Raw genomic sequence first — 12,560 nt, forward strand, 5'->3', positions numbered from 1 at the left:
CGGGGCCGCTGAATACTGTGAGAAAGTCTGAGGAATGAGGTCACCATGACTGCGGAAGAGATGATTACCGTTGCCACCGACAATGGCATCACAACGTTGACCCTGAACCAGCCGGAGAATCGCAACAGTCTGTCCATGGCCATGTTGCAGTCGTTATCGGACCGGCTAGAGTCTCTGGCTGAAGATCCGGATACCCGGGTCGTTGTACTCGGTGCCAGTGGCCGGGTGTTCTGTGCCGGCCATGATCTGAAAGAGGTCAGGGAACAGTTTGGCAACCAGGATCAGCAGAAAGCTCTGTTTGATCAGTGCAGCAAGGTCATGCAACAGGTGGTCAATTTGCCGAAACCTGTCATTGCCCGGGTTGCCGGCGTTGCCACGGCCGCCGGTTGCCAGCTGGTGGCCAGTTGCGACCTGGCGGTTGCGGCGGATACGGCGCGGTTTGCCACCCCCGGCGTTAACATCGGGTTATTCTGTTCCACCCCGATGGTGGCAGTATCCCGCAATGTGCATCGCAAGCACGCCATGGAAATGCTGCTGACTGGCGAGATGATCGGCGCGCTGCGGGCAGAGCAGATCGGGCTGGTGAACAAGGTGGTGGACGAACAGGTACTGGACGAAACGGTGTACAACATGGCCCGGGTTATTGCTGGCAAGTCCAGCCATACCCTGAAAGTCGGCAAGGAAGCGTTTTACCGGCAGCTGGAACTTGGCCTGGCGGATGCCTATGACTACACCTCCCAGGTGATGACCGATAACCTGGCCGCCGGTGATGCCCAGGAAGGGATTTGCGCGTTTCTGGAGAAGCGCAAACCGGAATGGAAGGACAACTGAAAACTCGACAGCCCGCTAAGCACCTGTTCTTGAAGTTGATATATCCCTTTTATGTACATCTGTACTACTTTGGCCATTCTATAGAGTGAATCCGTCTTTCTCGCACTCCTTGTTAGCACTAATACTCATAATGTGGTTTGGGAAACCAGGACAGTAGCCACACTATAAAAACTAACAAGGAGAGTGATATGACCTTGGATACTGCAACACTCAGGCAAGGGGGTGTAGCGATCGTTGTGGCCGTGGCAATGTGTTTTGCTTCGGCTCTGGCTGTCGCCGCACCCAAGTCGAATAATGGGAACAATGGTGGTGGATCTGACACGTCAGTGATGCCGTCCTATATCGGCAGCTCGACCGCGCTGGATTTGTCCCTTAACCTCCTGCTCCTCAAAGAGAACATCGTGCTCTCTGATACGGGACAGCTCGATAGTCATGGGGGCAGCAAGGATGAGTCCCTGCTAAACGTAGATCAGGGACTGGTTCGGGCCAGCGTTCTGCACGCGACAACGGTGGGCTCCGGCCACCGCACCGATTCCATGGCCATTACTGCGGGACTCGGACTTGATCTGACGTCCCTGGGCGTTGATCTGAGCATCAGCGCCACGGTCCTTCAGGCTGTCGCTTCGGCACAGTGTACCAACGGCTCTCCGGTTCTTTCCGGGTACTCTGACATCGTCGGGCTGACGATCAATGGCATGCCCATCGAGGTGAGCGGAAAGCCAAATCAGACCCTGGATATTGGCGGGCTGATCAAAGTGACGATCAATGAACAGGTCGAAACCGACAAGAGCATCACCGTAACTGCGCTCCGCGTGGAGGTTCTCGGCGCTCTGGGTACGCCAGTAGCTGAAGTCGAAGTTTCCCGGGCCGAGGCGGGACTGATCTGTGGTAGTGGGCCGGACGGTGAGTGCCCGCCTGCAGCGGATTTTGTCACCGGTGGTGGCTTTTTCTTCGATGACTATGGGCAGCGTGTGAACTTCGGCATGAACGGTGGCGTGTTCCCCAATGGCGACATGAAAGGCCGTTTCAACCTGGTTGCACCGGGCCATCACATACGGGGCAGTTCAGTCGTCGACTATCGTATTGTCGATGCCACAACCCGCGAGCTGGATTACGTTGCCGATGACGGCGGCGCTACCTTCTGCACGGTAACCGTTGCAGACAATGGTGAACCGGGACGATCCGATACCTTTGGCATCAGTTGTGACTCTGGCTACTCCGCCAGTGGAACACTGAGCCAGGGCGGAAACATCCAGCTTCACAAACCGAAGTCATGCAAGACAGATGATGACAGCAAAGGTGGTAACGGAAACAAGGGAGGCAAGAAGAAATAACCACCTTGCCTTTGGCTGGCCCGGGCCACAAATCCCGGGCTGGCCTTCGATATCTCAATGTTTGCAGATGGACTCGCTGGTTGAGAAATGGTGACCTACCGAAATACCGTGGTTCCGGAAAAAGGAGCGGTTCATTTCCAACACAGCGGAAAAGCTGACCCCCGCGCGGTACACCGGGCAACCTGAACTTGTGCGGGATCTGCAGGGGGCCATGTGCTTGATGGCCTTGATGGTCCCGGTTTTATCCAGATAGGCGATGTCCAGGGGAATCAGGGTTTTGTACATCCAGAACCCGTGGTCCGGTTTTCTGGGTTCGTCATAGACAAACAGCATGCCGCTGTTCGCAGGGAGTGATTCCCGCCCCATCAGCCCTTTCCTGCGCTGGGAGTCAGTGATTGCCATTTCCACAGTAATCGGGATGACTCCCTTGTCGGAGATCAGGCATGCCTGACGTAATGGCAACCGCTCCTCCGCGATGGTTTCCCTGGCCATGCCCCCCAGCACGAACAGGCACCCAATCAGCAGGCATGTAACCCCGGCGTAACGGCCGGTTCCTGCTGAAAGTCCTGTCACGACCGCAGCCGGTAACCGGTTTTGAATATCCACCATATCGCCACCATGCAGGCAGTCAGGAACATCAGAATCATGCCGGCGCTGATGCCGACATGAACATCGGATACCCCGTAGAAGGCCCAGCGAAAACCACTGATCAGGTACACCACCGGGTTGAACAGGCTGATGGTTTGCCAGATCTCCGGCAACATCTCGATGGAATAGAAAGTGCCGCCCAGGAACACCAGAGGCGTTACGATCATCATCGGGATAATCTGAAGTTTCTCAAAGCCATCGGCCCAGATGCCGATGATGAAGCCAAACAGGCTGAAGGTGACGGAGGTGAGCACCAGGAAGAAAAACATCCAGAACGGGTGCAGCACGTCGTAATCCACGAACAGTTTGGCGGTGGCCAGTATGATCAGGCCGAGGATCACCGACTTCGTGGTCGCGGCGCCCACATAACCCAGCACGACCTCCACGTAGGAAACCGGCGCCGAAAGCACTTCGTAGATGGTGCCCGAAAACTTGGGCATATAGATCCCGAAAGAGGCATTGGAGATGCTCTGCATCAACAATGAAAGCATCACCAGGCCCGGGATAATGTAGGCGCCATAGCTGATGTTATCGATATCGCCCATGCGGCTGCCAATGGCGGATCCGAAGACCACGAAGTACAGCGATGTCGAGATCACCGGCGACGCCACGCTTTGCATCAGAGTGCGGCGCATACGGGCCATCTCGAAGTTATAAATTGCTCGGATACCATATAAATTCATGGGTTGCTCCAGTATGTCGGCGCCACTAATCGTGAACCAGGCCGACGAAGATCTCTTCCAGCGAACTTTCCCGGGTCTTCAGGTCCCGGTATTCGATGCCAATATCCCCCAGGGTGCGAAGCAGGCGTGCAACACCGGCCTGTTCCTGCTGGGAGTCGAAGGTGTAGATCAGCTCGTAACCATCATCGGATAGCTCAACCGGCTCCAGCACCAGTTCGCCCGGTACCGTCTCCAATGGTGACTGAAGCTGCAGGCGCAGTTCCTTTTTGCCGAGCTTGCTCATCAGCCGGTCCTTTTCTTCGACCAGGATGATTTCCCCCTCACGGATGACGCCGATGCGGTCCGCCATCTCTTCGGCTTCTTCGATGTAATGGGTGGTCAGAATAATGGTGACGCCGTCTTCCCGGAGATGGCGAACCATCTCCCACATATCCCGGCGCAGCTCCACATCCACCCCGGCGGTGGGCTCGTCGAGGAACAGAATCCTGGGTTCATGGGACAACGCCTTGGCGATCATCACCCGGCGTTTCATGCCACCGGAGAGAGACATGATGCGGTTATTCCGTTTATCCCAGAGCGATAGATCCTTAAGGACCTTTTCGATATGCGCCGGCTTTGGCGCCTTACCAAACAGACCACGGCTGAATGAAACCGCGTCCCAGACCGTTTCGAACGCGTCGGTGTTCAGTTCCTGGGGGACCAGGCCGATGCTTTCCCGGGCCTTGCGATAGTCCCGCACGATGTCGTGGCCCGCGGCTTTCACTTCGCCGCTGGAGAGGTTCACGATACCGCAAATGATGCTGATCAATGTGGTTTTACCCGCACCATTGGGACCGAGCAGGGCGAAGATTTCACCCGGGGTGATGTCCAGGTTGATATCCTTCAGGGCCTGAAATCCATCGGCGTATACTTTGTTCAGGTGCTTTACGGAAATGTCCGGCTGCACTGGCGTATCCTGTGGGTGGTGAATCAAAGCGCAGTATTTTCTCACGATGGGCAGTGGTTTAGAAACCTTTGCGTTCCTGTTGTGAATGACCATAATGCCACCTTTTGCTTGGAGGAAATGGAATTGTTACGAGCGATTGCGGTTGTTGTACTAATGACGGGGCTGATAGCAGCCGCTGTTTTTGGGCCAGGATGGCTGATGTCCGGGGAAGAGCAGGCTTCAGAAACGCCGGTTTGCGATCTTCACATGGGCCCATGTGAATGGAAGATGATGGGGACGCTCTGGGTGGCGGAACTGGAAAAGGGTAAAGTAGGCACCCAGGGTCAGGAATACCATCTGCGCCTTCACACCAGCTCCAATCCGGACCGCTTCCTGGCGGTGCTGAAGGGGGAATCCATGTACCTGGGCGAATACCCGGTGCCATTAACGCGGGCGGAAACGGAAGCAGGCATTGGTGTCTGGCGCGCTACTTTCACCGCGCCGTTCTGCACCACCGATCCCGACATGTTGTGGCGTATTGATCTGAAACAGGGCAACAGGGTGTTCGATGATATGCCGGTGAAACTGGTATTTCAGGCCGAAGGAAACTAGGGCCATGACAGGGTGTCAGGATTGTGTAGAATAATTGGAATAACAAGTTGGCCAGGAAAGATGTGATGGATTACAGCGAAAGCGTTCAGAAAGTTCTCCTCCGCAAAATCCGCAAAGCCGAACAGGATTTGCTCCAGCTCAAGCTGGACTACTGCCGTTTTATCTTTGGGCTGACGCACCGGGCGCGGGTGCAGCTTGATGGCCAATCCTACCTGGTACGTTCGGTGGACGTTGAGTCCATGCGCCACCTTGATGATGGCAGTTTCAGCAAGCCTGTTATTGCCGGCGTTCCCCTCGACTCGCCCGATTCATCACAAGCCATGGATCTGGGCACCGACTGGCAACTGGAACCGTCCGGCCCGCGTGCCGCGGCCCAGGGCTCTGCCTGAATTCACCGGTCATACCTTTTTCCCAACACTGCAACATCAGCAGGTCGGCATGGTCTGCAGGGCAAGTTTGCGGCGTATGTAACGCCCAAGGATATCGATACCGATATTCAGCAGGGCGGTGATCAGGATCAGCACGATGGCGCGATCAAAGCGGATTTGCTGGATTGCGCTGTCCACATAGAACCCCAGGGTGTAGATACCGAGTATCCCGAGTATGGCGGTTTCCCGCATGATGATTTCCCAGCGATAGAACAGGAAAGCCAGGAAAGACCGGTACACGCGTGGCACAAGCTCCCAGCTATACCGACGATAGCCGGTGGGAGCGTCTGGGCGGAGCGTTATGGTGTTGGTCTGCCGCCCGATCAGGTGACCAATGATGCCGCCGTTATGCAGCGCCAGCGCCACCACGGCAGGTAGCATGGACGGCCCCCAGAGCTGGAGCAGAATGTAGGCAAGAATATACTCGGGGGTGGAGCGTGCAATCACCAGCAACACATGGCCGGAGGTGCGCCTGACCGGGCCGCCAAAGTGGTTGGAGATCAGCGGAAACGCCAGCAGGGTGAGAATCCCGGTGGCCACCAGAGCAATCTGGGTCAGCACCAGGGTATTCCATATTCCCGGCATAGCCTCGTTAAGCATCAGATCACCAAACCAGGAACCCAGCCCGGCCAGCCCCTCGCCGTCTCTCAGCGGCGCCGGAACAATGTCCTCGGTAAAGAAACGCTCCACGTTGCCCCAGATGATGGGCATGCCGTCACCGAGGAAGAAGGGGGCGCCGAGGATATAGATCGGCAGCAGTTTTGGTTTCACCCACAGGGGAATGGTCGCAATCAGGACATAGAACAGAATCAGCATGGCCCCGGCTTCGGAATAGAACCCCTGGGAAAAGGAAGTCTCCAGGTAGAACCCGAGGGTGGGCAGCCCGACAAACCCCAGGATCGCGCTGGAGCGCAACCCGCATTCCAGGCGGTAGGCGGTATAGGTGCGAAGCTGTACCCAGCAATCCGGTATGCGGGTATACAGGAACGTGGAGATAACGCCCGTGCCGGGCGGCAGCAAACGTGCAGGGCCGGGGTCCGATTCCTCGAGAATTTCGGAATAGACCTTGGCGAATATGCCCGCGTACGGAATGGCGATGGCCAACACCCCCGTCAGCGGGTGAAAGCCGAAAAACTGCAGAAAGATCAACGCCCAGAAAAGTTCGTGAATCGCACGTATAAAGGCGCAGAAGATTCGCACCGGAGAAAACCGGTAAATAAGCGACAGCAGGAAGCCGCACGCGCTGCCCAGTGCAACGCCCACAAAAGCGAATGCCACGGTTCGCAGCAATGCTGTAGCCAGTCCTTCAGTGCTGAAAAAATCGGGTGTGGCCACCCCGAGGAAAAATCGCCCGAGATCCTGCCAGGGGTTGGCGGTGGTGATGGCGATGTCCGCAAAGAACAGCCCGGCGATGGCGATCGCCAGAAAGAGCAGGCTGATTCTCAGGGTGGGAGAGAGATACATACGGTTGCTGTCGCCCGTCAGTACAGCGGCATGATATCAGCCGCGGATAATCGTTGGCTGGGTTCATCCAGCGCAATCTGGCCATCCTGGATGCCGACAATTCGCGTGGCGTAGGTCAACGCCATCTCCACATCATGAAGGGCGGTTACGCTGGTCGCAAACCGCTGATTCAAAGCTTTCATGACCAGGTGAGCCATGGGGCCATCAAGGGCCGATATGGGCTCGTCCGAGAGCAGGAGGTCGGCGTTTCGGTATATCGCGCGTGCGATGGCCACCCGCTGGCGCTGCCCGCCGGAAAGGGACGCGGCTGGCGTCCAGAACTTGTCCGCCATGGAGAGTTCACGCAGTAGCACCCTGATGGCATCACGGTCCTTGCGGAAGGGCCGGACCAGGGTCAGGGTGTTGTACCATGCCGGATGGGCATCCAGTTGCCCCATAAACACATTGTGGAAGACCGGCAACGCATTCACCAGGCCAAGATCCTGCGGCACCAGGGAAGCATGGCCGTCGACCCGATCGTGAATCAACTTGATCAGCGTTGATTTACCGGCACCGCTCTTTCCGACCAGCGCCACTCGTTCGCCTTCCTTAACATCCAGGCTGAGCGGGCCAATAACCCGCTCGCCATCGAAGGAGGCCGTCAGTCCGGAGAGCTGAAATCCTGACATTAATCCAGAATTCCAATCTGCTCCGCCACTGAGCGGATGGGCTCGTAGTTTTCATTGGCCGTCGGGATGAACCCTGAGCGGGGGAAACTTTCCAGCAATGCAGGATCATCCATATCCAGCAGGGCCTGCCGGACCTTGTCAGTGAAACCCTCGCCGTACCGGTTGTCCACATCACCGCGGATGGTCCACTGATAGTTCGGGTAGGTCGGAGTTTCCCAGATGACTTTCACTTCGTCGGTGTTGATATTGCCGTTCTCCAGTTCCTTCTCCCAAACGGCATAGTTGATGGCGCCAACATCGTAGGTACCGGCTTCCACCAGACGCAGGGTACGGGTGTGGTTGCCACTGAAGCCAACCCTGGAGAACACGTCCTCGGGGGCTTCGTTAAAGATCCGGCGAATATGGTATTCCGGAATCAGGCGGCCGGAGGTGGACCCCTTCGAGCCAAAGGTGAAAGTCTTACCGCGCACCTCTTCCGGCAGGGTGTCGGACTTTTCCAGGCCGGTGCTCTTGTGTGCGATGAAATAGTTATAGAAGGCTTCATCTTCAACGCCCTGGGCCAGCGCCTGGGATCCCGGCACCAGTGCCCGGGCCTGAACGCCGGACAGACCACCAAACCAGGCCAGCTGCACCTGGTTGTTGCGGAATGCGGAAATCGCGGCAGCGTAGGATTTGACCGGAATGTATCGGACTTCAACATCCAGCTCTTCCTGCAGGTAATCCGCTATACCCTGAAAACGCTCTTTCAGCTTGGTTTCGTCCTCGTCCGGTATGGCGGTGAACACGAATGTCTGGGCTGAAACCGTGAATGAGGCAAGGGCTAGCAGGCTGGAAAGCATGAATTTCCGTATAAAGCTCATGGCCATGGAGTGATTCCTTTTATAACAGTGGAAATTTCAGTGCGTTACTGCACGGATGTTCAGGATACCCTGATTTACCTCCGGCATGAACTGCAATACGATTGAGCGGCTAAATCGGGTCAGCGCTTGCGGATCAGGAACGCCAACAAGAATATGATCAGGCAGAAGGTTGTACAATGCATATCCAGATTCTGACACCTGCACCACCTGGTTCACGGGCCGGCAACCGGGCCACGGCGGAGCGTTGGTCAAGATTATTGCAGAACGCCGGTCATCGGGTGTCTCTGGTCACGGAACTATCCCCGGATCCCTGTGATGTGTTCATTGCACTCCACGCCTGGCGCAGTCATCAAGCCATCCGCGAGTTTTGCCGGGACCATCCAGAAGCGCCCGTAATCACTGTGCTGACCGGCACCGATATCTATCACCATCAACACGTATTTCCACAGGACACCCGGCAGTCGATGGCACTGGCGGACGCGCTCATTGGTCTGCACCATCAAGTGGCCGACGACATCCCGGACGTTTTCCGGTCGAAACTGGTCACGGTGTTGCAGTCTGCTGGGCTGATTACACCGGCCGAAGCTGATGATGGCCACTTTGATATCTGCGTGGTTGGCCATTTGCGGGACGAGAAGGATCCTCTTAGGGCGGCGCTGGCCTGCCATTACCTGCCCGAGAACTCCCGGATACGGGTGTTCAATGCCGGTAAGCCCCACACAGAGCGTTGGCAACGCATGGCTGAAGCCGAGCAGGCCCGGAACCCCCGTTTTCAGTGGCTGGGAGAACTGGACAAGCCCGCAACGGACGCGCTGATGGCCCGGTCACGGTTGATGGTCATCAGTTCGGTGATGGAGGGCGGCGCCAACGTGGTCTCGGAAGCGTGCCGGGCGGGCCTGCCCATACTGGCTTCGGATATTCCCGGAAACCGGGGACTTCTGGGGAACGACTATCCTGGCTGTTTTCGGGTAAAGGACGAACAACACCTGGCGCAGTTGATGTCACGGGCGGAGACGTCACCGGACTACCTGTCGCAATTGCGCCGCCACGTGGAAGCTCTGGCGGGTAGTTTCGTTCCGGAAGTGGAACAGACGTCCTTGCTGTTGGCGATAGAGCAGGCCATCGCCAACAGCAGGCAGAGGATCAGTCCCGAAGGCTGATCGGTTCTATGGGACCGCTTTCGTCCTGGGGAGTCACCCTGCCGATGATCGCGGTATGGGGATAACCCATAGCCTTGAGTTCCCGCACGCAGTCGTCGGCTACGTCCGCCGGCACGCTGGCGAGTAGCCCTCCGGCGGTCTGGGGATCAAAGATCAGCGGATAACGCGGGTGCTTTACCCATTTGTCCTGATCACGAATACCCCGGCGCAGGCGGATGTTGGCCGGTTGCAATGAACTCAGGATACCGGCCGCGGCCGTTTCCTCGGCGCCGGGCAACACCGGAATGGCGGACAGGTCCAGTTCCGCATCGACACCCGAGGGCCGCGTCATCTCCACCAGGTGGCCAAGCAGGCCAAAACCGGTTACGTCTGTACAGGCTTTGGCCCCGTACTTCCGCAAACACTGGGCCGCACTCTTGTTGGACTGGACCATGGAGGCCAGCGCCGAATCGATCCAGCGTCCTTTCGCGGCGAGTTTCGCATGGGCGGCAAACAGGGTTCCGGTACCAATGGGCTTGGTGAGGATCAGCGCATCCCCGGCCTTGAGACCGCCTTTACTCATGACTTCGTCCGGGTCGATCAGGCCGTTGACAGCAAACCCCAGGGCCAGCTCCCGGCCTTCACCGGTGTGGCCGCCCACCAGGGCGCAGCCGGCATCGTTTAACACTTCAACGGCACCGGACATCATCTGGTACACCACATCTTCAACCTTGGACTCAATGCCATAGGGCACGGTTGCAACGGCGGTGGCGCTCTGCGCTTCGGCGCCCATGGCGAAGACATCACCAAGGCTGTGGTTCGCCGCAACCTGACCAAAGATGTACGGGTCATCAATGAATGCGCGGAAGAAGTCGACGGTGTGAACCACGGCCTTTCCCGGTGGCACCCTGAGCACGGCCGCATCGTCGGGCGCGTGCAGGCCAATAATGATGTCATCCCGCTCGATGGGCTTCAGCTCACCAAGGGCCCGTGACAGCACCGTGCTGCCAACTTTGGCGCCACAACCACCGCAGCGCATGGCGACAGCAGAAATGGCCTGAGAGGCTTCCTCAGCGCTCTGGGCGGCGGCTGTATCCGGTAACTTGCCAGTGTCTTCCATGGGCGGCAGATCACTGAACTTGTCCATGAAACGCCGGTCGATCCAGTCCTTCCAGCGCCACACCCAGGAACCCGCGAACGACATATCACCCCGGGAGGCGACGGCAAACTTGTCACCGGTGCTGATCAGCGCCAGCCATTTCTTCTGGGGATGAAAATCCTTCGCGGACTTGCCCGTAGCCAGACGTTTGAGGTTATCTGCCAGGGGAGGGCCCTGACGGACAGCAAACACGCCCGCCTTTTCCCGGGGATGATTGACCACATTGGCGATATCACCGGCGGCTAGGATGGCGTCGTCGGTTTCCGTTTGCAGGGTATCCCTGACCCGTATGAAACCGCCGTCGTCGAGCGCCAGGCCGGTGTCTTTCAACCAGGCGGGACCTCCGGCGCGGGTGACCCACAACACTTCATCAACATCGAACGTGTCGCCATTCGCGGTTTGAAGTCGTCCGGCTTCCACCTCGGAGACAGCGGTTCCCAGATGGACCTTCACCCCGCGGCTGCTGAGTTTTTCGGCGAATACCGCGCGCACCCTGGCGTTATGGGTCGGCAGGATCTGGCTCTCTGCATCAAACAGATGAAAGTGCAACTGATCCGGATCAAGCCCGCGCTGTTTCAGTTCGTTCCGCAGGCGGAACTGCATGGCCAGCGTCAGCTCCACGCCACCGGCGCCGGCACCGACCACCGCAACGGTCATCGGCCCCTGATGGTTCTCCAGGCGTGACAGCAGCGCCAGCCAGCGACTGTTGAAACCGTTAATCGGTTTAACGGGTACCGCATGTTCGGCAGCACCCAACACATCTTCAACCCGGGGAGATGAGCCGATATTGATGGACAGGAGATCGTAGGGCACGTCCGGTCGGGTCTTACAGATGACCCGCTTTCGATCCCTGTCGAGGCCAATGGCTTCGTCGCGATAGAAGCGGGCGCCGGCATATTCAGCCAGCCGGCTCAGGTCGATGTGGACGTCGTCGTAGGAGTAATGCCCAGCCACGTACCCCGGCAGCATGCCGGAGTAGGGGGTATGGGTGTCGCGGCAAATCAGCGTCAACCGGACACCCGGTACAGGATTCATGGCGAACCGCTTAAGAACCCCAACGTGACTGTGCCCGCCGCCAATCAGGACAATATCCCGTAATACAGGCTGCTCAGGCGTTCGCATCAGAGAACTTTCTTGGCTTCGTCAGACAGCGTTGCGAACCCTTTCATTGTTGAGAAGGCCTGCAGCTTTTCCTTATCCGCATCGGAGGGCGTGGCGATCTGCTCGATGGAGGTAATACCCGCATCCTGCATTTTCTTGGCTGTCGCCGGGCCTACTCCTTTGACGCGCGTCAGATCGTTTTTGTCTGCTGGCTTGGCCGCCTTTTTGGCAGGTGCCTTTTTGGCCGGAGCCTTCTTTGCAGGAGTTTTGGTCTTGGCCTTGGTCGCCGATTTCGCGGGGGCTTTCTTGGCTGGACTCTTGGCGGCCGGCTTTGCAGCTGCCTTTTTAGGTTTGGCCGCGCTAACCTTAGCGGATGCCGTATCAGCGGTTTTCTTTACTTCCTCGCTGACTTCCTTGCTGGCAATACCCAGGCGATCAAGAATGCTGTTCTGCAATTCATGGAATTCCTTCAGTCTACGTTCGAATTCCTCATTGAAACGCTTCATTTCCCGATCGCGAAGTTCATCCACTTCTTTCAGTAACTTGCGTACCGGATCCTGAATCTGATTCTGAAGGCTATCAAACTGCTTGAGAGCATCATTGATCAGGCTTTCAATCTGGGAAGACGTTTTATCGAATTCCTTGTTCACCTTTTTGACAATTTTATCCACGCTTGGTTTGTTGGCTTTTTTGGCCATGAAGGCTGTC

13 protein-coding genes are annotated in these 12,560 nt (G+C 57.3%); 5 read left to right on the forward strand and 8 right to left on the reverse strand.

From position 1 onward, the window contains the following. Positions 1-45: 45 nt before the first annotated feature. Positions 46-831, forward strand: coding sequence for an enoyl-CoA hydratase (locus ACJO3M_RS06360; protein ID WP_407000530.1), 786 nt, complete (start codon positions 46-48; stop codon positions 829-831). Positions 832-1,019: 188 nt separating this feature from the next. Next, a complete protein-coding gene (locus ACJO3M_RS06365) occupies positions 1,020-2,165 on the forward strand; it encodes a choice-of-anchor P family protein (protein WP_407000531.1) in 1,146 nt (381 codons plus the stop codon). A gap of 54 nt (positions 2,166-2,219) precedes the next feature. Here ACJO3M_RS06365 and ACJO3M_RS06370 read toward each other — a convergent pair whose 3' ends face one another. From ACJO3M_RS06370 to ACJO3M_RS06380, 3 genes are read right to left on the reverse strand one after another with little or no spacing between them, the layout of a single operon-like run. Continuing rightward, a complete protein-coding gene (locus ACJO3M_RS06370; RefSeq protein ID WP_407000532.1) occupies positions 2,220-2,774 on the reverse strand; it encodes a DUF192 domain-containing protein in 555 nt (184 codons plus the stop codon). Further along, positions 2,735-3,496 (reverse strand): ABC transporter permease, encoded by a 762-nt coding sequence (locus tag ACJO3M_RS06375; protein WP_407000533.1) that lies wholly within the window; start codon positions 3,494-3,496, stop codon positions 2,735-2,737. The genes ACJO3M_RS06370 and ACJO3M_RS06375 overlap by 40 nt, the downstream gene beginning before the upstream one ends. A gap of 25 nt (positions 3,497-3,521) precedes the next feature. Then, entirely contained in the window at positions 3,522-4,442 is a 921-nt protein-coding gene (locus tag ACJO3M_RS06380; RefSeq protein WP_407000534.1) for an ABC transporter ATP-binding protein, read from the reverse strand. 198 nt (positions 4,443-4,640) lie between these two features. Between ACJO3M_RS06380 and ACJO3M_RS06385 the strand changes: the two genes are divergently transcribed. Continuing rightward, complete coding sequence (locus ACJO3M_RS06385; protein ID WP_407000535.1) at positions 4,641-5,033, forward strand: hypothetical protein; 393 nt, start codon at positions 4,641-4,643, stop codon at positions 5,031-5,033. Positions 5,034-5,098: 65 nt separating this feature from the next. Continuing rightward, positions 5,099-5,422, forward strand: a complete 324-nt coding sequence (locus tag ACJO3M_RS06390) for a hypothetical protein (RefSeq protein WP_407000536.1) — start codon at positions 5,099-5,101, stop codon at positions 5,420-5,422. Between the two features lie 36 nt (positions 5,423-5,458). Here ACJO3M_RS06390 and ACJO3M_RS06395 read toward each other — a convergent pair whose 3' ends face one another. The 3 genes from ACJO3M_RS06395 to ACJO3M_RS06405 are packed head-to-tail and all read right to left on the reverse strand — an operon-like array spanning position 5,459 to position 8,459. Next, positions 5,459-6,925 (reverse strand): PhnE/PtxC family ABC transporter permease, encoded by a 1,467-nt coding sequence (locus tag ACJO3M_RS06395; RefSeq protein WP_407000537.1) that lies wholly within the window; start codon positions 6,923-6,925, stop codon positions 5,459-5,461. 17 nt (positions 6,926-6,942) lie between these two features. Then, positions 6,943-7,593 (reverse strand): ATP-binding cassette domain-containing protein, encoded by a 651-nt coding sequence (locus ACJO3M_RS06400; protein ID WP_407000538.1) that lies wholly within the window; start codon positions 7,591-7,593, stop codon positions 6,943-6,945. Beyond that, positions 7,593-8,459 (reverse strand): putative selenate ABC transporter substrate-binding protein, encoded by an 867-nt coding sequence (locus tag ACJO3M_RS06405; protein WP_407000539.1) that lies wholly within the window; start codon positions 8,457-8,459, stop codon positions 7,593-7,595. Before ACJO3M_RS06405 ends, ACJO3M_RS06400 begins: the two co-directional genes overlap by 1 nt. A 170-nt stretch (positions 8,460-8,629) precedes the next feature. Here ACJO3M_RS06405 and senB point away from each other — a divergent pair, with 170 nt between their 5' ends. Beyond that, the gene (gene senB, locus ACJO3M_RS06410; protein WP_407000540.1) at positions 8,630-9,613 is read left to right on the forward strand and encodes a selenoneine biosynthesis selenosugar synthase SenB; all 984 of its coding nucleotides are present in this window, start codon (positions 8,630-8,632) and stop codon (positions 9,611-9,613) included. On the opposite strand, the gene selD is transcribed toward senB, so the two are convergent. Together selD and ACJO3M_RS06420 are read right to left on the reverse strand one after the other, a co-directional pair. After that, the gene (gene selD / locus ACJO3M_RS06415) at positions 9,597-11,873 is read right to left on the reverse strand and encodes a selenide, water dikinase SelD (RefSeq protein WP_407000541.1); all 2,277 of its coding nucleotides are present in this window, start codon (positions 11,871-11,873) and stop codon (positions 9,597-9,599) included. The genes senB and selD overlap by 17 nt on opposite strands. Further along, positions 11,873-12,550: a helix-hairpin-helix domain-containing protein gene (locus ACJO3M_RS06420; protein WP_407000542.1), complete on the reverse strand. Its 678-nt coding sequence runs from the start codon at positions 12,548-12,550 to the stop codon at positions 11,873-11,875. The genes selD and ACJO3M_RS06420 overlap by 1 nt, the downstream gene beginning before the upstream one ends. Positions 12,551-12,560 lie beyond the last annotated feature (10 nt).

The sequence above is a fragment of the Marinobacter alkalisoli genome (genome assembly GCF_045449795.1).
Classification (GTDB): Bacteria; Pseudomonadota; Gammaproteobacteria; order Pseudomonadales; family Oleiphilaceae; genus Marinobacter.

Bases quoted from the DNA above. Each gene is read 5' to 3' on its own strand.
- ACJO3M_RS06390 (WP_407000536.1), top strand. From the start codon at position 5,099: ATGGATTACAGCGAAAGCGTTCAGAAAGTTCTCCTCCGCAAAATCCGC.
- ACJO3M_RS06400 (WP_407000538.1), bottom strand. From the start codon at position 7,593: ATGTCAGGATTTCAGCTCTCCGGACTGACGGCCTCCTTCGATGGCGAG.
- ACJO3M_RS06360 (WP_407000530.1), top strand. From the start codon at position 46: ATGACTGCGGAAGAGATGATTACCGTTGCCACCGACAATGGCATCACA.
- ACJO3M_RS06385 (WP_407000535.1), top strand. From the start codon at position 4,641: ATGTCCGGGGAAGAGCAGGCTTCAGAAACGCCGGTTTGCGATCTTCAC.
- ACJO3M_RS06370 (WP_407000532.1), bottom strand. From the start codon at position 2,774: ATGGTGGATATTCAAAACCGGTTACCGGCTGCGGTCGTGACAGGACTT.
- selD (WP_407000541.1), bottom strand. From the start codon at position 11,873: ATGCGAACGCCTGAGCAGCCTGTATTACGGGATATTGTCCTGATTGGC.
- senB (WP_407000540.1), top strand. From the start codon at position 8,630: ATGCATATCCAGATTCTGACACCTGCACCACCTGGTTCACGGGCCGGC.
- ACJO3M_RS06420 (WP_407000542.1), bottom strand. From the start codon at position 12,550: ATGGCCAAAAAAGCCAACAAACCAAGCGTGGATAAAATTGTCAAAAAG.
- ACJO3M_RS06375 (WP_407000533.1), bottom strand. From the start codon at position 3,496: ATGAATTTATATGGTATCCGAGCAATTTATAACTTCGAGATGGCCCGT.
- ACJO3M_RS06365 (WP_407000531.1), top strand. From the start codon at position 1,020: ATGACCTTGGATACTGCAACACTCAGGCAAGGGGGTGTAGCGATCGTT.
- ACJO3M_RS06395 (WP_407000537.1), bottom strand. From the start codon at position 6,925: ATGTATCTCTCTCCCACCCTGAGAATCAGCCTGCTCTTTCTGGCGATC.
- ACJO3M_RS06405 (WP_407000539.1), bottom strand. From the start codon at position 8,459: ATGGCCATGAGCTTTATACGGAAATTCATGCTTTCCAGCCTGCTAGCC.